Genomic DNA, 18,965 nt, shown 5'->3' on the forward strand with positions numbered 1-18,965 from the left:
GCCCCGGCGTGTTCCCCCGGGAGTTGTCCGCTATGCCGTCGCGGCAGCCGGCTCGGGCGCCGGATCCGCCGCCGTGACGGCGCGGTCCTTCTTCTCCCGCCGTACGAGGATCACCCAGCCGACAGGCACGGACGCGGCGAACAGCCACCACTGAACCGCGTACGCCATGTGCGCGCCGATGGAGTCGTGGTCGGGGTCCGGGATCGGCTCGATGCTGTCGTCGGCCGGCTCCGGCGCGGTCATCTCCAGATAGCCGCCCAGCAGGGGCCTGTCCATGGTCCTGGCCTGCTGTTCGCTGTTGATCAGCATCACCTGGCGGGGCGGCAGACCCGACAGGTCCTTGATCCCGCTGGCGCCGGTCGTCTCGTCGGCCTTGAGCCGGCCGGTGACGGTGACGGTGCCCCGGGGCGCGGCAGGCACGGTGGGGAACGCCTGCTGGTCGGCGGCGGCCGGGACCCAGCCCCGGTTGACCAGGACGGCGGAGCCGTCGGCCGGCACCAGGGGGGTGAGGACATGGAAGCCGACCCGGTCGTCGGCGTTGGTGCGGCGGCGCACGACGACTTCGTGGGCGGTGTCGAACGTGCCCGTCGCGGTGACCTGCCGCCAGTAGTCGGCGCGGGGGACCGTGTGCCCGGGGGAGCTGAGCTCGTCGACCGGTACCGGCTTCGCCTCGAGATTCCGGGCGATCAGTGAGTTCTGGGCGACCCGGCGCTCGTGGCGGTGCAGCTGCCAGAAGCCCAGCTCGACCATCGTGGGGACGAGGACGAGCGCAATGAGGGTGAGGATCACCCACTGCCGGGACAACAGGAAGCGGTACACGGCCTCGACCGTACCTGCTGACGGCCCGCGGCCCGGACGGGGGGTCCCGTCAGGGCCGCGCACACGGGAAGATCCGATTCTGCAATCGGGCCGCCCGCCCCGTCACACCTTGTCCACGATGCCCACCCTGCCCTCCGCACGGGCGCAGTGGCCCCCGCAGTACCAGTGGCCCTCGACTTCGACGCCCTGGCCGATGATCTGGACCCGGCAGTGTTCACAGATGGGCGCCATGCGGTGAATGGCGCAGGAGAAGCAGTCGAAGACGTGCACCGCGCCCTGCGCGTGCACCTCGAAGGACATGCCGTAGTCGTTTCCGCATACCTCGCAACGTGCCATGCGCCACAGGGTGGGACTCAGGACTGGCCGGGGGCGAGCGGGCGGCGGGCGAGTCGCGCCGGGTTCACTCCGATGCGGGTGCCGCGGCGGGCGGTGCGGCGGGTCGTGGTACCGCCGGAACCGCCGCCGGACCGGCGACCGCGGCTGTCTGCGGACCCCCCGGGGAGGGTGCCACGTCCCGCAGCAGCTGGGTGAAGGCCGCCTCGTCCACGACCGGTGTGCCGTATGCCGCGGCCTTCAGGGTCTTCGACGTAGACGCGTCCGGGTCGTTGGTCACCAGCAGACTCGTCAGCCGCGAGACGCTCGTGGCGACATGCAGCCCGGCCTCGATCGCACGGTCCTCCAGAAGCTCGCGCTCGGTCGACGTGTCGCCGGAGAACGCCACCCGCATCCCCTGGACCAGCTGCCCGTCCTTCTCGTACCGCCCCGGGTTGGGGTACGGGCACGGCGGGCGTTTGCGCGAGGGCCGCCAGCTGCCGTGTCCGTACGACGGCTGGTAGCCGATCCGCGGCGTGGCGGGGGAGTCGGACCACTCCGTCAGGGGACGGCATTCGAGCAACGGCAGACGGACCCCGTCACGCGCCGCCGCGTGAAGGCTCGGCCGGAACGCCTCGGCCAGGACCCGCGCGTCGTCCAGCGCGTGGTGCGCGCGCTGCTGCACGACGCCGAAGTGCGCCGCGAGCGACGCCAGCTTGTGGTTGGGCAGCGGCAGCCGGAGCTCCTTGGCGAGCGCGATGGTGCACAGGCGCTGCCTCGTCGGCGCCGACCGGCTCGCCCGTGCGTACTCCCTGGCGAGCATCGACCAGTCGAAGATGGCGTTGTGCGCGACCAGCACCCGGCCGTCGAGCCGGGTGGAGAGCTCCGCTGCGATCTCGCCGAACAGGGGCGCGCCTTCCAGGACATCGCTCGTCAGACCGTGGATCCACACAGGCCCCGGATCGCGCTCCGGATTGACCAGCGTGTACCAGTGGTCCTCGACATTGCCGCGGGCGTCGAGACGGTAGACCGCGGCAGACACTATCCGGTCCTCACGGGCGAGTCCGGTGGTCTCCACGTCGACGACCGCGTACCCCTTCGGATACGCGGCCGGCCACGTCGTCGCTGCGGTCGTACGGTCGTCGAGCATGGTCACAGAGAATACGGGCCGTCACTGACAACACTCGCCGCCCCGTGCCCCGGCCTACCCGGCCAGGTGCTGCGACCAGGTCCCCGGCTGCCGTCAGTTCCAGGCCCACGGCCGTCAACAGGGCCCGGAAGCAGCAGACATACGGTGCCGCTCGCGTGCTCCGGCACCACCCGACCGTGTACCGGCGCGAGAGCGGCCCGCACGTGCCGGACGCGAGCCCGTGCGCCGCCCCGGGATGCGTTTCGCGCTCCGGCGCATCGCGTCCGCGGATGCGCGCCGCGAACGCCACCGGTTTGTCAGCAGCTCCGCGCCGGTCCAGTGCGGTGCCCGCCTCCACCGGATTCATTTTCCGCGGGTTGGTTCGGACGCGGCACAGCACCGGGTGAGACCCTCCCCAGGTGACTGATACGACGGGCGGTCCGCCCCACGAGGAGGCTCATGGCGGCGGTCTCGGCACCCGCCTCAACTGGCTGCGCGCCGCGGTGCTCGGCGCCAACGACGGTGTCGTCTCCACCGCCGGCCTGGTCGTCGGCGTCGCGGGCGCGACCGGATCCCGGGGCGCCCTGCTCACTGCGGGCCTGTCCGGGCTGCTGGCCGGGTCCATGTCGATGGCGGCCGGCGAGTATGTCTCCGTCTCCACGCAGCGAGACTCCGAGAAGGCCGCCCTCGCGGTCGAGAAGCGGGAGCTGAGGGAGCAGCCGGCAGCCGAACTGGAAGAACTGACGCAGCTGTTGGCGGACCGGGGCCTGTCGCCCGAGGTGGCCCGCGAGGCCGCGGTCCAACTCACCGAACGGGACGCCCTGCGCGCCCACGCCCGGGTCGAACTCGGCATCGATCCGGACCGGTTGACCAACCCCTGGCATGCGGCGGGCGCGAGTTTCCTGGCGTTCACCGTGGGCGCCCTGCTACCCCTGCTCGCGATCGTGCTGCCCTCGTCGTCCCTGCGTCTGCCTGTCACCGTCGTGTCCGTCCTCGCGGCCCTCGCCTTCACCGGCTGGTGGAGCGCCCGGCTGGGCGGCGCCGGGGTGGGTCTGGCGGTGCTGCGCAATGTGGGCGGCGGGGCGCTGGCGATGGCGGTGACGTACGCGACGGGGACGCTGCTGGGAGCGGCGGGGGTGTGAATCACGTCCTGTGCAGGGAGGCACCGGCCCGCCTGATCGTGGACCGGGCGGTGGCGGGTTCTTGGCGGAAGTCGCCAAAAGCTGCTGACAGCCCCTCTCGCATACTTGTCGGTAACACCATCTAGCCGTGCCCCGTCACCCGCCTCTACGGTGCCCGCATGCCGAACCTGCCCGATGTCGTGCTGTGGTCGATACCCGCCTTCGTCCTGCTCACCGTCCTGGAGATGGTCAGCTACCGGCTGCATCCCGACGAGGATGCCGCCGGCTACGAGGCCAAGGACGCCGCGACCAGCATCGGCATGGGTCTCGGCAGCCTCTTCTTCGACCTCGTGTGGAAGATCCCCGTCGTCGCGCTCTACTCGGCCCTCTACGCGTTCACACCGGCCCGGGTCCCGGTCCTGTGGTGGACGGTCCTGCTGATGCTGCTCGCGCAGGACTTCTTCTACTACTGGTCGCACCGCGGCCACCACGTGATCCGGATTCTGTGGGCGTGCCATGTCGTCCACCACTCCAGCCGGAAGTTCAACCTCAGCACCGCGCTGCGCCAGCCCTGGACCGGCCTGACCTCCTGGCCGTTCTATCTGCCGCTCGTCGCCTGCGGTGTGCACCCGGCCGCGCTCGCCTTCTGTTCCTCCGTCAATCTCGTCTACCAGTTCTGGATCCACACCGAGCGCATCGACAAGCTGCCGCGACCCTTCGAGTACGTCCTCAACACGCCGTCCCACCACCGGGTGCACCACGCCTCCCAGGGCGGTTATCTGGACCGCAACTTCGGGGGCATCCTCATCCTGTGGGACCGGCTGTTCGGGTCGTTCGCGGCCGAGACCGAGCGTCCCGTGTTCGGGCTGACCAAGAACATCGAGACGTACAACCCGTTGCGCGTGGCCACGCACGAGTACGTGGCCATCGCCAGGGACGTACGGGAGGCCCGCACCCTGCGCGAGATGGCCGGGCGCGTTTTCCGCGGGCCCGGCTGGCAGCCGGCATCCCCCGCTCCGCTCACCGGCGATGCCGCACCGGCCGCCAAGGGCGCGGCATGACCGCCCCGGACACAGGACCCGGCGACGCTGCCGAGGTGGCCGTCAGGCCCCCGGTCCGTTTGCCCTTCGCCGAGGGCCTTCGCCGGTGAGCTGCGCGCAGGCTTCCTGCTCGGCGCCTTCGTGCTCGCCGCCCTGGCCGACCTCGTCAGTCTCCTTGCCGGGGCCCGGACCGGGCACCTCGTCGCCAAGCCGCTGCTCATGCCGCTGCTGGCGGCGTACGTCGCGGTGGCCGGCGGGCCGAGGCTCCTCGTCGCCGCGCTGCTCCTCGGCTGGGGCGGCGACGTGTTCCTGCTCCTCGACGCCGACTGGGCGTTCCTCGTGGGCATGGGTTCCTTCGCCGCCGGGCACGTCTGCTACCTGCTGCTGTTCGGCAGGGCCCGTACGTCACCGGCCGTGGCCGCCGGGTACGGCGCCGTGCTCGTCGGACTCGTCGTCCTCCTGTGGCCGGACCTGCCCGCCGAGCTGCGCGGCCCGGTGGCCGGGTACTCCCTCCTGCTGACGGCCATGGCCTGTCGGGCCACCGGCCTCGGCCGGCTCGCGGGGGCGGGCGGCGCGCTGTTCCTGCTGTCGGACGCCCTCATCGCCACCGGCATGGCCGGGTGGCCGCAGCTGCCCGCCCCGGATTTCTGGATCATGCTCACCTACTGCGCCGCCCAGCTGCTGCTGACCGCTGGTGCACAGCGGCGTGCCGCACAGGCGTACGGTGTGGGGCACACACCTGTCTGACCCGGCAAGGACCTTCAGCATGCGCGCCACCGTCATCCACGCCCCGCACGACATCCGCGTGGAGGAGGTGCCGGATCCCGTCGTCCAGCAACCGACCGACGCCGTGCTGCGGGTACTGCGGGCCTGTATATGCGGCAGCGACCTGTGGGCGTACCGCGGTCAGGCGGCCCGTCGACCCGGGCAGCGCATCGGGCACGAGTTCCTCGGTGTGGTCGAGGAGGCCGGCTCCGCCGTCACCGGCTTCGGGCCCGGCGACCTGGTCGTCGCCCCGTTCGTCTGGTCCGACGGCACCTGCGACTTCTGCGCCCGGGGCCTGCAGACCTCCTGCCCCCAGGGCGGCTTCTGGGGCTCGGTCGGCTTCGACGGAGGCCAGGGCGAGGCGGTGCGCGTGCCCTTCGCCGACGGCACCCTCGTCAAGCTCCCCGCCGACGCGGTGTCCGACGACCGGCTGCTGACCGCACTGCTCGCCCTCTCCGACGTCCTCGGCACCGGGCACCACGCCGCCGTCGGCGCGGGCGTGACCAAGGGCACCACCGTGGCGGTGGTCGGCGACGGAGCCGTCGGGCTGTGCGGCGTACTGGCCGCCAAGCGCCTGGGCGCCGAGCGGATCATCGCGCTCGGCCGCCACCAGGTGCGCACCGACATCGCCCGCACCTTCGGGGCGACCGACGTCGTGGCCGAGCGCGGCGAGGCGGCCGTCGCCGCGGTGCGCGAGCTGACCGGCGGCCAGGGGGCGCACGCCGTGATCGAGGCCGTCGGTACGGAGCAGTCGATGCGCACGGCCGTCGAGATCACCCGCGACGGCGGCACGATCGGCTACGTCGGCGTCCCGCACGGCAGCGGCACCGGCCTGGACCTCGGTGTGATGTTCGACCGGAACATCTCACTGCGCGGCGGTGTGGCCCCGGTTCGCGCGTACATTCCGGAGCTGCTGCCCGACGTTCTCGACGGCACCATCGACCCGTCACCCGTCTTCGACCTGGCGGTCGGCCTGGAGGGTGTCCCGGACGGCTACCGGGCGATGGACGAGCGCACCGCGCTGAAGGTGCTCATCAAGCCGTGACCCGCCGCCGGACGTGACCGGCTGCCGGGCCCGGTCGCGCGCCCGGCATCTCAGGCCGAGGCGGACTCGGGGACGCGGCGCAGCATGATGACGTGCGGCAGATCGGACCACTCGTCGTGGCGCAGCGCCCAACCCTGCGTCTCGGCCACCCGCAGCACATGGCCCGCGCCCACGGCCCGGTACTTGCGCACCGGTATCTCGCAGGTGGAGACGGGCGCCGCCCGGCCGACCGGTGCCGTGGCCCTGGTGGTCAGGTCGGCCACCGCCTTGTCGGCGCGCCGCGCGTAGAAATCCGCATCCCCCTCGTGCCGCAGCTCGGGCCAGGACACGAACCAGCGCGGCCACAGCTGTACCCGGTCACCTACCTTGTCGACTGCCTTCAGGAAGCCCTTCTCGAACCCCGGGATGATCGAAAGCACTTCACCCACCAGGCCGAATGCGAGCAGGAGCAGCGTGCCGCCCAGCACCAGCACCCAGTGCAGCGGCAACAGCACCACGGTCAGCAGGAACAGCAGCCAGAGCCGGGCCACGGAACGGACGGGCAGCGGCTCCCACGAACTCGCGTGGTATTCGGGGTGCTTGTGGTACACGGGTGACTCCAGAGAAGGGTGACAAGATCCGGAGCGGCAGGCTACGCGACCGGTTTCAGCGCCACTCGGGCGCATCCGTCCCCCAAATCCCCGGCGGACGGTCCCAGTCGGCCGGGCCGCCGGCATACGACACGGCCGGCAGCACATGCCGCAGTCGCCCCATCGGGCTGTCCTTCTCCGTGAGCCACCGCGAGGCGTCGTACGGGTCCGACGACCGGTCCGGGGTTCTCGCCAGGCGGTCGACCAGCCATGCCCCCGTCTGGGAGAGGGCCAGTTCCACCAGCCGGGCCCCGCCCCTCTCGTGCTGCTCCGTCAGCGCGCGCAGCACACCGGCGGCCATCAGATAGCCGGTGCCGTGGTCCAGGGCCTGCGCGGGCAGCGCCCCGGGCCGGTCCTGGTCGCACTCGATCACGGCGATGCCCGAGGCCGCCTGCATCAGACTGTCGAAGCCGCGCCGCCGCGCCCAGGGTCCGTAGCGTCCCCATGCCGACAGGCGGGCCACGACCAGACCCGGGCGGCGGGCGGCGAGTTCCTCCGGGCTCAGGCCGAACCGGTCCATCGAGCCCGGACGGTAGCCCGTCGCCACCACGTCGGCCGAGGCCAGCAGCTCCTCGAAGACGGCCCGGCCGGCCGCGCTGCCCAGGTCGAGGCGGGCCGACCGTTTCCCCACCCCCGTGTCGTTGTGGGCCTCCTGACTTTCCGGCAGACCGGACGGGTCGACCCGCAGCACGTCCGCGCCGAGCAGGGCCAGTGTGCGGGTGGCGACCGGGCCGGCGAGCACCCGGGTCAGGTCGAGCACGCGCAGCCCCGCACACGGCCGCGCCGCCGGTCCGCCCACGGCCCGCGGCGCCTGCTCGTCCCCGATCCGCTCCATGACCAGCAGCGGATGTCCGGCGGCCGCCGCTCCCTGCGGGTGCGCGGCCCACTCCTGCTCGCTGCGCACGGCAACGGCCAGTCCGCCCGCCGCGTACACCCGCTCCTCGACGGTTTGCGCCGGCAGCTGCCCGACCGCGATGGCCACGGCATCCGCGTCCGCGTCCGCCGGCAGCCCGAGCGCATCCAGCAACCGGGTCCGGTGGTGCGGGTAGTTGGCATGCGTGCGCACCCAGCCGTCGGCCGCGCGCCAGAACCGGGAGAGCGGGGCGAAGGTCGTCGGGGCCACGCCGTCGACCCGCACGAGCCGGTCGCCGAGGAAGGCGGCGGTCACCGCGCCGTCGTCGACCCGCACCGCCGGGACCGGCCCGCCGCCGCGCCGCGACGCCAGCTCGGCGGCGGCGAGGGAGCACACCGCCACGGTGGAGCGCGCCAGCTCCATGACGGGCAGCCGCGAAGGCAGCGAGCCGGTCCCTTCGTACGACACCCGCTCCAGCAGGGCGGGATCGCCGCCCACGGCGGCCCAGGCCTGGGCCGTACCGCTCGAGGATGTATGAGCCATACCGCCACTATGGCACCGAGTGCCACACGGAAGGCCCGGCGCGGAACTCCGCGCCGGGCCCTTCGGACAGGCAGCTGTTACCGGCGAACGGCGTCCAAGGCGTCGGCGACACCCGTGCCGTAGAAGCCGTTGTTGCGCTTACCGCCCTCGCAGACCGCGTCGACGGTGCCGTCACCGTCGATGTCGTACGGGGTGGTGCACTCGGTGTCGTCCGCCTGCGCGTACAGCAGACCCTTCACCAGCGCCGGCGGCGCGTACGGGTGGGTCGACTTGATGAGCGCGGCGACACCCGCGACATGCGGAGAGGCCATCGAGGTGCCGGCCTTGTAGCCGTACTTGCCGCCAGGCAGCGTGGACAGGATCCGGCCGTCGGTGGCCGGCGCGTCCGGCGCCTGGAAACGCGTCGCGTCCCCGCCGGGGGCGGAGATGTCGATGACGCCCTGGCCGTAGTTGGAGTACGAGGACTTCAGGCCCTTCGCACCCAGCGCGGAGACCGTGACGACACCCGGGATCTGGGTGGGGATGTCCAGGCAGTCGCGCGGGTTGACGACACGGGAGCCCGGGGTGGTGTCGTTCGGGCTCGAGGTGTCGGTGAGCTCGTCGGCGGCGAGGTCCATGTCCGAGTTGCCGGCCGCGGCGACGTTCACCGCGCCCTTGCGCTCCGCGTACCGCAGTGCGCGGACGTGCGCGTCGATCAGAGCCTTCTGGTCGGCGTCGTTCTTGCAGTTGAACAGCCACGGGTCCGTGTAGTAGCTGTTGTTGGTCACATCGACGCCGTGCTCGGCGGCCCACACGAAGCCGCACACGACGGCCTCGGTGTAGAAGAATCCGTCGGGCTGCGAGACCTTGATGCCGGAGACCTTCACGCCCGGCGCGACGCCGGTGACGCCGACGCCGTTCTTGGCCGCGGCTATCGTGCCCGCGACGTGCGTGCCGTGGTCGCTCTCGCCCGGGCCCGGACGCCAGGCGCCGTCCGCCGTGTTGGGCACGCCGCCCACGCAGCTGACCGACGCGTTGCGGTCGAAGTTCGGGGCGAGGTCGGGGTGGGTGTCGTCGACACCCGTGTCGATGACCGCGACGGTGACCTTCTTGCTGCCCAGCGTCTTCTCGTGGGCCTTGTCCGCCTTGATGGCGGACAGGTCCCACTGGAGGGGCTCGAGCGGGTCCTGGTCGGAGTCCGCCTCGGCCGCCGCCTTCTCGGCCTCGCCGGCGGTCAGCGGGCGTTCCGACTCGATGGCCGTGTCGGCCGAGGGCGTCAGCGGGGCGGTGCGGGTGGCACCGGCCGACTCGACACCGCGGACCTTGCGGATCGTCTCGGCGAACGCCGGGTTCTGCGAGTGGACGACGATGACGCCTATCTGGTCGTAGGCGATCACCACCGAACCGCCGGCCTTGGCTATCGCCTTCTTGACCGACTTGGCGGTGCCGTGGCCGCCCTTCACGTTCACGACGTACGACAGCTTCGGGCCGTCGGTCGACACTGCTGCGGGGGTCTCGTCCGTCGGAGCCGCCGAGGCGGCACCCGCGGGCAGAAATCCGAGCGAAGCAGTGAGCGCCAGACCGGCGGGCAGAGCAAGCGCGCGCCGCCGTCTGGATCCCAGATGAGCCATGGGTTCTCCACATCATCCGTGAAAACCGCTCAGACACCCCTGTTGCGAATGAGCGGTACATGCCGAGCGAAACTATCGCCGATCAAGGGCCGCCATCAATGCGTTCGGAGCACAAGTTCGAGAAGAAGCGCGGAAGAACGGCCCGATGTTGAACCCGGTCGGCGCGTGCTCCGTGCCGTTGGCAGGGGGCGGAGCAACATCAATCCGCCCCCACAGAGAGGTCGTCCCCATGTCCATCCCCACCGCAGCGTCGCGAGGAGACTCCGTGGCCACCGATGCACCGCCGCCGCCCAAGGGCGGCACGGACACCAGCCCCGCCCAGCCCACGACCCAGTCGTTCGTTCAGGTGCAGGAGAGTGCGGAATTCGGCGAACTGCGCCGCGCCTACCGTTCCTTCGCCTTCCCCCTGACCATTGCCTTCATTGCCTGGTACCTGCTGTTCGTCCTGCTGTCCAACTACGCGGGCGGCTTCATGGGCACCAAGCTCTTCGGCAACATCAACGTCGCGCTGGTCTTCGGACTCGCCCAGTTCGCCACCACGTTCCTCATCGCCTGGCTCTACTCGCGCCACGCCGCGACCAAGCTCGACCCCAAGGCCGAGGCCATCAAGTCCCGTCTGGAGGCCGACGCATGAGCACCCCCCTTCAGCTGGCGGCCGCGAGTGCCACCAGCGAGCACCGGCCGCTCATCATCACGCTGTTCGCCTGCTTCGTCGTGGCGACGCTGTTCATCACCGTCTGGGCCGGCCGGCAGACCAAGAGCGCCGCCGACTTCTACGCGGGCGGCCGCCAGTTCACGGGCTTCCAGAACGGTCTGGCGATCTCCGGCGACTACATGTCCGCCGCCTCGTTCCTCGGTATCGCCGGCGCCATCGCCCTCTTCGGCTACGACGGCTTCCTCTACTCCATCGGCTTCCTGGTGGCCTGGCTCGTCGCCCTGCTGCTGGTCGCCGAGCCGCTGCGCAACTCCGGCCGATTCACGATGGGCGACGTACTCGCCTACCGCATGCGCCAGCGGCCGGTCCGTACCGCTGCGGGCACCTCCACCATCGTCGTCTCGATCTTCTACCTGCTGGCGCAGATGGCGGGCGCCGGTGTGCTGGTGTCCCTGCTCCTCGGGATCACCAGCGACGCGGGGAAGATCGCGATCGTGGCTCTGGTCGGCGTACTGATGATCGTGTACGTGACCATCGGCGGTATGAAGGGCACCACGTGGGTGCAGATGGTCAAGGCCGTCCTGCTCATCGCCGGAACCCTGCTGATCACCTTCCTGGTGATGTGGAAGTTCAACTTCAACGTCTCCGACCTGCTCGGCAAGGCCGCCGACAACAGCGGCAAGGGCGCGGCGTTCCTGGAGCCGGGCCTGAAGTACGGCGCCACCGGCACGTCGAAACTGGACTTCATCTCCCTCGGCATCGCGCTCGTCCTCGGCACCGCGGGACTGCCCCACATCCTCATCCGCTTCTACACCGTGCCCACAGCCAAGGCCGCCCGTAAGTCCGTCATCTGGGCCATCGGCATCATCGGCTCGTTCTACCTGATGACCATCGCGCTCGGCTTCGGCGCCGCGGCCCTCGTCGGACCCGCCGAGATCACCGCGTCCAACAAGGCCGGCAACACGGCGGCACCCCTGCTCGCGCTGCACATCGGCGGCGTCGACTCGGCGGGCGGCGCGATCCTGCTCGCCGTGATCTCGGCGGTCGCCTTCGCCACCATCCTCGCGGTGGTCGCCGGGCTCACCCTCGCCTCCTCCTCGTCGTTCGCGCACGACATCTACGCGAACGTCATCCGCAGGGGCCAGGCCACCGAGCAGGAAGAGGTCCGCGCGGCCCGCTGGGCGACCGTCGCCATCGGCGTGGTCTCCATCGCCCTGGGCGCCATGGCCCGCGATCTGAACGTGGCCGGCCTCGTCGCCCTCGCCTTCGCGGTCGCCGCCTCGGCGAATCTGCCGACGCTCCTCTACAGCCTGTTCTGGAAGAGGTTCACCACACAGGGCGCGCTGTGGTCGATCTACGGCGGTCTCGCCACCTCCGTCCTGCTGGTGCTGTTCTCGCCGGTCGTCTCCGGGAAGCCGACGTCGATGTTCCCCGGCGCGGACTTCGCCTGGTTCCCGCTGGAGAACCCCGGTCTGATCTCCATCCCGGTCGGCTTCCTGCTCGGCTGGCTCGGCTCCCTGCTGTCCAAGGAGGAGCCCGACCAGGGCAAGTACGCCGAGCTCGAGGTCAAGTCGCTCACCGGCGCCGGAGCGCACTGATCCGGAGGGGCAGGTTCCCCCGGTGATCGGCCGCGTCGTAGAGTCCTACGACGCGGCCGTGCCGTTGCTCGTGTCAATCGGGCCGCTGCCGTGTCACAGGTCTGGCGTAGGCTCGAAGGCATCGGATCCGCGAATCGGGGAGGGGGCCCGCAGTGCTCATCGACACCTACGGCCGTGTGGCCACTGATCTGCGTGTTTCTCTGACTGATCGGTGCAATCTGCGGTGCTCCTACTGCATGCCCGAAGAGGGACTGCAGTGGCTCGCCAAGCCCGATCTGCTCTCCGACGACGAGATCGTGCGGCTGATCCGGATCGCCGTCACCGATCTCGGCATCACCGAGGTCCGCTTCACCGGCGGTGAGCCTCTGCTGCGCCCCGGGATCGTCGGCATCGTGGAGAACGTCGCCGCGCTCGCACCGCGCCCCCAGATGTCGCTGACCACCAACGGCATCGGTCTGCGGCGCACCGCCACCGCGCTCAAGGCCGCCGGACTCGACCGGGTCAATGTCTCCCTCGACACCCTGCGCCCGGATGTCTTCAAGACCCTCACCCGCCGCGACCGGCACAAGGACGTCCTGGAGGGCCTCGAAGCCGCCCGCGCGGCCGGGCTCACACCGGTCAAGGTCAATGCCGTGCTCATGCCGGGGCTCAATGACGACGAGGCCCCCGACCTGCTGGCCTGGGCCGTGGCCAACGATTACGAACTGCGTTTCATCGAGCAGATGCCCCTCGACGCACAGCACGGCTGGAAGCGTGACGGCATGATCACCGCGGGCGACATCCTCGAGTCGCTGCGGACCCGCTTCACCCTCACACCCGAGGGCGACGAGGCGCGCGGCTCGGCACCCGCCGAGCGCTGGCTCGTGGACGGCGGACCGCAGCGCGTCGGAGTCATCGCCTCCGTGACCCGGCCCTTCTGCCAGGCCTGCGACCGCACCCGCCTCACAGCCGACGGCCAGGTGCGCACCTGTCTGTTCGCCACCGAGGAGACGGACCTGCGGGCCGCCCTGCGCTCGGACGCGCCGGACGAGGAGATCGCCCGCATATGGAAGCTGGCGATGTGGGGAAAGAAGGCCGGATCCGGTCTGGACGATCCGTCCTTCCTTCAGCCCGACCGCCCCATGTCAGCCATCGGCGGCTGAGCGCCGCTCCCACTCCACGAGCGTCACGACGTCCTTCAGAAAACCGCGTACGTCGAGGAACTGGGACAGATGCTCGCGATGTTCCTCGCACGCGAGCCAGGTCTTGCGGCGGTCCGGGGTGTGCAGCTTCGGGTTGTTCCAGGCCAGCACCCACACGGCGGCTGCCCGGCAGCCCTTGGCGGAACAGATCGGGGTCTCGTCACTCACCTGATCATTGTCCCAACAATGGCGACGCCGAGCAGCCACGGGGGGAGCTGCCCGGCGTCGGTCCGTCGCTCCGACGGGGGATGCGGAGCGCGCTACGAAGTATGTCACGGGTAACGGGGTGTGGTGCACCGGAACTTCACGATTGATCTGAGGTTTTCCTGAGGTTCGCAGGCTTCCGGCCACGGACCGCGTTCAGCTTTGGCCATGCCCCGATCGGCCGTGCTCGGACGCCCCCGGCTCCGTCTCGGAATCCGCCGCGTCCTGTCCGCTCGGCGGTGCGATCATCGGTCTCCCGGGGGAGGGGACGAACGTCGACGGAAGCGAAGGGGCGTTCTCCCGGCCCGCGTTGGCGATGACCACGGCGATGTACGGCAGGACGGCACCCAGCACCAGCGCCACGATCGCCACATGGCGCTCGACGTTCCACAGGACTGCTGAGGCGATCACCGCCAGGGTCCGCACCGACATCGAGATGACATAGCGGCGCTGCCGGCCACGCACATCGTCGGCAAGTCCCTGCCGCGCCCCGGTGATCCGGAAGACTTCTGTGCCGCCGCGCTTCCGCATCACGTTCCACCACCTGATTTCCGCGCCGGACGTTCCAGGTCCGGATGCCTCCACGGTACGCCCGGCCTGCGGCGGCCACGAGGGCGGGGCGGCGCACCGGCCTGTCCCGGGCCGCGCCGTGAGCCCGTACGGCTGCGCCCGACATGCGCTGTATGACGCACGGGCCGACACTGGCGGCGTAACTGCTCACGCAGAGCTTTACCGGCAGAGCCGTACGAGGAGGCAGCCATGGGCTGGTTGTGGGCGATCATCGTGGGATTCGTGCTGGGACTGATCGCCAAGGCGATCCTCCCCGGCAAGCAGCACAGTCCGCTCTGGCTGATCACCATCTTCGGCATCATCGGCGCCGTGATCGGCAACGCCCTGGCAAGTGCCTTCGGCATCGACGAGACCGCCGGTATCGACTGGGGCCGGCACGCGCTCCAGCTCGGGGCCGCGGTGCTCGTCGTCTTCCTCGGGGAGATGGCCTACACCTCCGTACGCGGCAGACGAACGGCATAGGGAGGGCGCCGGGACGCGGCGCTCAGCGGCGGACGGCGGCGGCGGGGCGGGTACCCCACCCGGCCGGCCGCCGCGCCATGTCCCTCGGCGGCGATCAGCCGTTCGTGACCTCGACCGCGGCCAGGTTCTTCTTGCCCCGGCGCAGCACCAGCCACCGCCCGTGCAGCAGCTCGCCGCGCTCCACCACGGCGTCCTCGGCGGTCACCTTCGCGTTGTTCACGTACGCGCCGCCCTCCTTCACCGTGCGACGGGCCGCCGACTTGCTCGGCGCGAGGCCGGTCTCGGCGAACAGATCGACGACCGGCAGCAGCTCGGTGACCTCCGCGCGCGGCAGCTCGGAGAGCGCCGCCCGCAGCGTCGGCTCGTCCAGACCGCCCAGCTCACCCTGCCCGAACAGCGCCTTCGACGCGTTCATGACCGCGGCACACTGGTCGGCGCCGTGCACCAGCGCCGTCAGCTCCTCGGCCAGCGCCCGCTGCGCGGCACGCGCCTGCGGCCGCTCGGACGTGATCTTCTCCAGCTCCTCGAGCTCCTCACGGCTCTTGAAGCTGAGGATGCGCATGTACGTCGAGATGTCCCGGTCGTCCACGTTCAGCCAGAACTGGTAGAACGCGTACGGCGTGGTCATCTCCGGGTCCAGCCAGACGGCGCCGCCCTCGGTCTTGCCGAACTTGGTGCCGTCCGCCTTGGTCATCAGCGGGGTCGCCAGCGCATGCACGACCGCGTGCGGCTCAAGGCGGTGGATCAGGTCCAGACCCGCGGTCAGGTTGCCCCACTGGTCGCTGCCGCCCTGCTGCAGCACACAGCCGTACCGGCGGTACAGCTCCAGGAAGTCCATGCCCTGCAGCAGCTGGTAGCTGAACTCGGTGTAGCTGATGCCCTGCTCGGACTCCAGCCGGCGGGCCACGGAGTCCTTGGTCAGCATCTTGTTGACCCGGAAGTGCTTGCCGATGTCCCGCAGGAACTCGATCGCGGACATGCCCGCGGTCCAGTCCAGGTTGTTGACCATGACCGCGGCGTTGCCGCCCTCGAAGGACAGGAACGGCTCGATCTGGGAACGCAGCCGCGCCACCCATTGCGCGATCGTCTCCGGATCGTTCAGCGTGCGCTCCGCGGTCGGGCGCGGGTCACCGATCTGCCCCGTCGCCCCGCCCACCAGCGCCAGCGGCCGATGCCCGGCCTGCTGGAGCCGGCGGACGGTGAGCACCTGCACCAGATGCCCGACATGCAGGCTGGGCGCGGTCGGGTCGAAGCCGCAATAGAACGTGACGGGACCGTCCGCGAGAGCCTTGCGCAATGCGTCCTCGTCAGTGGACTGGGCGAACAGCCCACGCCACTTCAGCTCGTCGACGATGTCCGTCACGGGTCTCGCGTCTCCTTCGGTGATCTGCCAGAGGTCTGCCGTTGCGCAGACTCCCCCGAGGTTATACGCCCTGGCTGACCGAGCTCATATTGAAATCGGGGATGCGCAGCGCGGGCATCGCGGCCCGCGTGAACCAGTCGCCCCATTCCCGCGGCAGCGTCTTCTCGCTGCGCCCGGCCTCGGCGGCCCGGGAGAGCAGGTCGACCGGTGACTCGTTGAAGCGGAAGTTGTTGACCTCCCCGACGACCTCGCCGTTCTCCACCAGATACACGCCGTCCCTGGTCAGCCCGGTCAGCAGCAACGTCGCCGGGTCGACCTCACGGATGTACCAGAGACACGTCAGCAGCAGCCCTCGGGACGTCGCGGCGACCATCTCGTCCAGGGAACGCTCGCCACCGCCCTCCAGCACCAGATTCCCGGCGCCGGGCGCGACCGGAAGCCCGGTGAGGGCCGCGGTGTGCCGGGTGGTCACCAGGTGCTCGAGCTTTCCGTCGCGCACCCAGTCGGTCGCCGCCACCGGCAGCCCGTTGTCGAAGACCGAGGCGTCGTCGCCGGAGGTGTGGGCGATCACGAACGGGGCGGACTCCAGGCCCGGCTCGTGCGGATTGCTGCGAAGCGTCAGCGGCAGCGAGGACAGCGTCTCGCCCACGCGGGTGCCGCCGCCGGGCTTGGAGAAGACCGTACGGCCCTCGGCGGCGTCCCGGGCCGTCGACGACCACAGCTGGTAGATCAGCAGATCGGCCACGGCGGTCGGCGGCAGCAGCGTCTCGTACCGGCCCGCTGGCAGCTCGACGCGGCGCTCGGCCCAGCCGAGGCGCTGTGCCAGCTCCTCGTCCAGCAGCGCCGGGTCGACGTCCTTGAAGTCGCGCGTCGAGCGGCCCGCCCAGGCCGAGCGGGTGCGGTCCGGGGACTTGGCGTTCAGCTCGAGGGTGCCGTTGGGCTGGTCGTGCCGCAGCCGCAGCCCCGTCGACGTACCGAGATACGTCGAGGTCAGCTCGTGGTTGGCGAAGCCGTACAGCTCACGCCCGCCGAGCCGGGCGCGCGCGAAGGACTCGCCGAGCGCCGGCGCGAAGTCCGTGAACACGGAGGACGAGGTCTCGGCGGGCGCGTCCGTGAAGTCGGGGGACGCCGCAACGCCCTCCACCAGCGGCTGCGCGTCCTCGGCGGGCCCGGCAGCGCGGGCGGCGGTCTCCGCGGCGCGCACCAGCGGTTCGAGATCCCCGGCGGTCACCGCAGAGCGTGACACGACACCGGAGGCCGTGCCCTCGGCCCCGTCGACGGTGGCGATCACGGTGAGCGTCCGTCCGCGGGTGACGCCGTTGGTGGTCAGCGCATTGCCGGCCCAGCGCAGATTGGCGGAAGAGTGCTCATCGGCGATGACGACGCACCCGTCGGCGGTGGACAGCTCCAGGGCCCGTTCGACGATCTCGTGCGGCGGGGTGATACGGCTCGTCGACATCAACGTCCGGCCTCCTGCGTGGTGTTCAAGATGTTGACGCCCCGGAAGAGGGCGGAGGGGCAGCCGTGGGAGACCGCGGCGACCTGGCCCGGCTGGGCCTTGCCACAGTTGAAGGCTCCGCCCAGGACGTATGTCTGCGGGCCGCCGACCTTCTCCATCGAGCCCCAGAAGTCCGTCGTGGTCGCCTGGTACGCGACATCCCGCAGCTGCCCGGCCAGTCGGCCGTTCTCGATCCGGAAGAAACGCTGCCCGGTGAACTGGAAGTTGTAGCGCTGCATGTCGATCGACCACGACCGGTCGCCGACCACGTAGATCCCGCGCTCGACCCCGCCGATCAGGTCCTCGGTCGACAGTCCGCCCGGATCCGGCTGCAGCGACACGTTCGCCATCCGCTGCACCGGCACATGGGCGGGGGAGTCCGCGAAGGCGCAGCCGTTGGAGCGGCCGAGCCTCGTCAGCTTCGCGATCCGCCGGTCCAGCTGATAGCCGACCAGCGTGCCGTCCTTCACGAGGTCCCAGCTCTGCGCCTCGACGCCCTCGTCGTCGTACCCGATCGTGGCGAGCCCGTGCTCGGCGGTGCGGTCGCCGCTCACGTTCATCACCGACGAGCCGTACGCCAGCTTCCCGAGCTGGTCGAAGGTGGCGAACGAGGTGCCCGCGTACGCCGCCTCGTAGCCCAGCGCCCGGTCGAGCTCGGTGGCGTGACCGATCGACTCATGGATGGTGAGCCACAGGTTCGACGGGTCGATCACCAGGTCGTAGCGTCCGGCCTGCACGCTCGGCGCACGCATCTTCTCCGCGAGCAGCGCCGGGATCTGCTCCAGCTCGGCGTCCCAGTCCCAGCCGGTACCGGTCAGGTACTCCCAGCCCCGGCCCACCGGCGGTGCGATGGTGCGCATCGAGTCGAACTCGCCTGTCGTCTCGTCGACGGCGACCGCGGTGAGCTGGGGATGCAGCCGTACCCGCTGCTGGGTGGTGACGGTACCCGCCGTGTCCGCGTAGAACTTGTTCTCGTGGACCGTGAGCAGCGAGGCGTCCACATGCGCCACCCCGTCCGCACTCAGCAGCCGGTTGCTCCAGTCCGCGAGCAGCGCCGTCTTCTCCGCGTCGGCGACCGTGAACGGGTCGATCTCGTACGAGGAGATCCACGTCCGCTCCGCGTGCACCGGTTCGTCCGCGAGCTCCACCCTCTCGTCCGAGCCCGCTGCCGCGATCACCTGCGCGGAGAGCTTGGCCATCGCCACCGCCTGGCTCGCGACCCGGGCGGCCGCGTCCATGGTCAGATCGACCCCGGAGGCGAAACCCCAGGCACCGCCGTGCACCACACGCACCGCGTACCCGAGGTCCGTGGTGTCCGAGGAGCCGGAGGGCTTGGCGTCGCGCAGCCGCCAGGCGGCGCTGCGTACACGCTCGAGGCGGAAGTCGGCATGCTCGGCGCCGAGCGCACGCGCCCGGGCGAGCGCCGCGTCGGCGAGCGCGCGCAACGGCAGTGCCGTGAACGCTTCGTCGATGGAATGAGGCACGGATGTCTCCTGTCGTCGAGACGGGTCGCCCTGATCATGTCGCCCCTGGGGTCCCATTGCCCAGCGACTTCCCTGCGCGACTTG

19 protein-coding genes are annotated in these 18,965 nt (G+C 70.8%); 8 read left to right on the top strand and 11 right to left on the bottom strand.

The features are described 5' to 3' along the window. Positions 1-30: 30 nt before the first annotated feature. The 3 genes from OHS70_RS29020 to OHS70_RS29030 all read right to left on the bottom strand — a co-directional run bounded on the left by OHS70_RS29020 (position 31) and on the right by OHS70_RS29030 (position 2,287). Positions 31-819 (bottom strand): SURF1 family cytochrome oxidase biogenesis protein, encoded by a 789-nt coding sequence (locus OHS70_RS29020; protein WP_328402162.1) that lies wholly within the window; start codon positions 817-819, stop codon positions 31-33. Between the two features lie 102 nt (positions 820-921). Beyond that, on the bottom strand, positions 922-1,155 hold the full coding sequence (locus OHS70_RS29025; protein ID WP_152894276.1) for a hypothetical protein: 234 nt from the start codon (positions 1,153-1,155) through the stop codon (positions 922-924). Positions 1,156-1,219: 64 nt separating this feature from the next. Further along, positions 1,220-2,287, bottom strand: coding sequence for a DEDDh family exonuclease (locus OHS70_RS29030; RefSeq protein WP_328402166.1), 1,068 nt, complete (start codon positions 2,285-2,287; stop codon positions 1,220-1,222). A 392-nt stretch (positions 2,288-2,679) separates the two neighbouring features. On the opposite strand from OHS70_RS29030, the gene OHS70_RS29035 reads away from it, so the two are divergent. The 4 genes from OHS70_RS29035 (at position 2,680) to OHS70_RS29050 (ending at position 6,231) form a co-directional block, all read left to right on the top strand. Then, positions 2,680-3,402: a VIT1/CCC1 transporter family protein gene (locus OHS70_RS29035; protein WP_328402168.1), complete on the top strand. Its 723-nt coding sequence runs from the start codon at positions 2,680-2,682 to the stop codon at positions 3,400-3,402. A gap of 158 nt (positions 3,403-3,560) precedes the next feature. Beyond that, positions 3,561-4,442, top strand: coding sequence for a sterol desaturase family protein (locus tag OHS70_RS29040; RefSeq protein WP_328402170.1), 882 nt, complete (start codon positions 3,561-3,563; stop codon positions 4,440-4,442). Positions 4,443-4,532: 90 nt separating this feature from the next. Then, positions 4,533-5,168, top strand: coding sequence for a lysoplasmalogenase (locus OHS70_RS29045; protein WP_328405973.1), 636 nt, complete (start codon positions 4,533-4,535; stop codon positions 5,166-5,168). Positions 5,169-5,187: 19 nt separating this feature from the next. After that, entirely contained in the window at positions 5,188-6,231 is a 1,044-nt protein-coding gene (locus OHS70_RS29050; protein ID WP_328402172.1) for a zinc-dependent alcohol dehydrogenase family protein, read from the top strand. 50 nt (positions 6,232-6,281) lie between these two features. On the opposite strand, the gene OHS70_RS29055 is transcribed toward OHS70_RS29050, so the two are convergent. From OHS70_RS29055 to OHS70_RS29065, 3 genes are all read right to left on the bottom strand, one after another. Then, positions 6,282-6,821, bottom strand: coding sequence for a hypothetical protein (locus tag OHS70_RS29055; protein ID WP_328402174.1), 540 nt, complete (start codon positions 6,819-6,821; stop codon positions 6,282-6,284). A 55-nt stretch (positions 6,822-6,876) separates the two neighbouring features. Then, the gene (locus OHS70_RS29060) at positions 6,877-8,256 is read right to left on the bottom strand and encodes a CoA transferase (RefSeq protein ID WP_328402176.1); all 1,380 of its coding nucleotides are present in this window, start codon (positions 8,254-8,256) and stop codon (positions 6,877-6,879) included. A gap of 77 nt (positions 8,257-8,333) precedes the next feature. Next, on the bottom strand, positions 8,334-9,866 hold the full coding sequence (locus tag OHS70_RS29065; protein WP_328402178.1) for a S8 family peptidase: 1,533 nt from the start codon (positions 9,864-9,866) through the stop codon (positions 8,334-8,336). 265 nt (positions 9,867-10,131) lie between these two features. Here OHS70_RS29065 and OHS70_RS29070 point away from each other — a divergent pair, with 265 nt between their 5' ends. The 3 genes from OHS70_RS29070 to moaA all read left to right on the top strand — a co-directional run bounded on the left by OHS70_RS29070 (position 10,132) and on the right by moaA (position 13,261). Further along, positions 10,132-10,500 (top strand): DUF485 domain-containing protein, encoded by a 369-nt coding sequence (locus OHS70_RS29070; RefSeq protein ID WP_328402180.1) that lies wholly within the window; start codon positions 10,132-10,134, stop codon positions 10,498-10,500. Further along, the gene (locus OHS70_RS29075) at positions 10,497-12,119 is read left to right on the top strand and encodes a solute symporter family protein (RefSeq protein ID WP_328402184.1); all 1,623 of its coding nucleotides are present in this window, start codon (positions 10,497-10,499) and stop codon (positions 12,117-12,119) included. The genes OHS70_RS29070 and OHS70_RS29075 overlap by 4 nt, the downstream gene beginning before the upstream one ends. Positions 12,120-12,271: 152 nt before the next feature. Continuing rightward, positions 12,272-13,261, top strand: a complete 990-nt coding sequence (gene moaA / locus OHS70_RS29080) for a GTP 3',8-cyclase MoaA (RefSeq protein ID WP_328402186.1) — start codon at positions 12,272-12,274, stop codon at positions 13,259-13,261. Here moaA and OHS70_RS29085 read toward each other — a convergent pair. Further along, on the bottom strand, positions 13,244-13,468 hold the full coding sequence (locus OHS70_RS29085) for a hypothetical protein (protein WP_328402188.1): 225 nt from the start codon (positions 13,466-13,468) through the stop codon (positions 13,244-13,246). The two genes, moaA and OHS70_RS29085, sit on opposite strands and share 18 nt — an antisense overlap. A gap of 192 nt (positions 13,469-13,660) precedes the next feature. After that, a complete protein-coding gene (locus OHS70_RS29090; RefSeq protein WP_328405975.1) occupies positions 13,661-14,035 on the bottom strand; it encodes a DUF3099 domain-containing protein in 375 nt (124 codons plus the stop codon). A 228-nt stretch (positions 14,036-14,263) separates the two neighbouring features. Here OHS70_RS29090 and OHS70_RS29095 point away from each other — a divergent pair, with 228 nt between their 5' ends. Further along, on the top strand, positions 14,264-14,536 hold the full coding sequence (locus OHS70_RS29095) for a GlsB/YeaQ/YmgE family stress response membrane protein (protein WP_328402190.1): 273 nt from the start codon (positions 14,264-14,266) through the stop codon (positions 14,534-14,536). Between the two features lie 94 nt (positions 14,537-14,630). Here the strand turns inward: OHS70_RS29095 and tyrS are convergent, their stop codons facing one another. The 3 genes from tyrS to OHS70_RS29110 all read right to left on the bottom strand — a co-directional run bounded on the left by tyrS (position 14,631) and on the right by OHS70_RS29110 (position 18,881). Beyond that, positions 14,631-15,899, bottom strand: coding sequence for a tyrosine--tRNA ligase (gene tyrS / locus OHS70_RS29100; protein WP_328402192.1), 1,269 nt, complete (start codon positions 15,897-15,899; stop codon positions 14,631-14,633). A 61-nt stretch (positions 15,900-15,960) separates the two neighbouring features. Further along, positions 15,961-17,358 carry a metallopeptidase TldD-related protein gene (locus OHS70_RS29105; protein WP_328402194.1) on the bottom strand — a complete coding sequence of 466 codons (1,398 nt, stop codon included), beginning with the start codon at positions 17,356-17,358 and terminating at the stop codon, positions 15,961-15,963. Then, complete coding sequence (locus tag OHS70_RS29110; RefSeq protein ID WP_328402196.1) at positions 17,358-18,881, bottom strand: TldD/PmbA family protein; 1,524 nt, start codon at positions 18,879-18,881, stop codon at positions 17,358-17,360. The genes OHS70_RS29105 and OHS70_RS29110 overlap by 1 nt, the downstream gene beginning before the upstream one ends. Between the last annotated feature and the right edge of the window lie 84 nt (positions 18,882-18,965).

It is taken from the genome of Streptomyces sp. NBC_00390, from assembly GCF_036057275.1.
Taxonomy (GTDB): Bacteria; Actinomycetota; Actinomycetes; order Streptomycetales; family Streptomycetaceae; genus Streptomyces.

Excerpts from the sequence above, each read along its gene's own strand:
- OHS70_RS29050 (WP_328402172.1), top strand. The coding sequence starts at position 5,188 with ATGCGCGCCACCGTCATCCACGCCCCGCACGACATCCGCGTGGAGGAG.
- OHS70_RS29065 (WP_328402178.1), bottom strand. The coding sequence starts at position 9,866 with ATGGCTCATCTGGGATCCAGACGGCGGCGCGCGCTTGCTCTGCCCGCC.
- OHS70_RS29060 (WP_328402176.1), bottom strand. The coding sequence starts at position 8,256 with ATGGCTCATACATCCTCGAGCGGTACGGCCCAGGCCTGGGCCGCCGTG.
- OHS70_RS29040 (WP_328402170.1), top strand. The coding sequence starts at position 3,561 with ATGCCGAACCTGCCCGATGTCGTGCTGTGGTCGATACCCGCCTTCGTC.
- OHS70_RS29090 (WP_328405975.1), bottom strand. The coding sequence starts at position 14,035 with ATGCGGAAGCGCGGCGGCACAGAAGTCTTCCGGATCACCGGGGCGCGG.
- OHS70_RS29095 (WP_328402190.1), top strand. The coding sequence starts at position 14,264 with ATGGGCTGGTTGTGGGCGATCATCGTGGGATTCGTGCTGGGACTGATC.
- OHS70_RS29105 (WP_328402194.1), bottom strand. The coding sequence starts at position 17,358 with ATGTCGACGAGCCGTATCACCCCGCCGCACGAGATCGTCGAACGGGCC.
- OHS70_RS29025 (WP_152894276.1), bottom strand. The coding sequence starts at position 1,155 with ATGGCACGTTGCGAGGTATGCGGAAACGACTACGGCATGTCCTTCGAG.
- OHS70_RS29075 (WP_328402184.1), top strand. The coding sequence starts at position 10,497 with ATGAGCACCCCCCTTCAGCTGGCGGCCGCGAGTGCCACCAGCGAGCAC.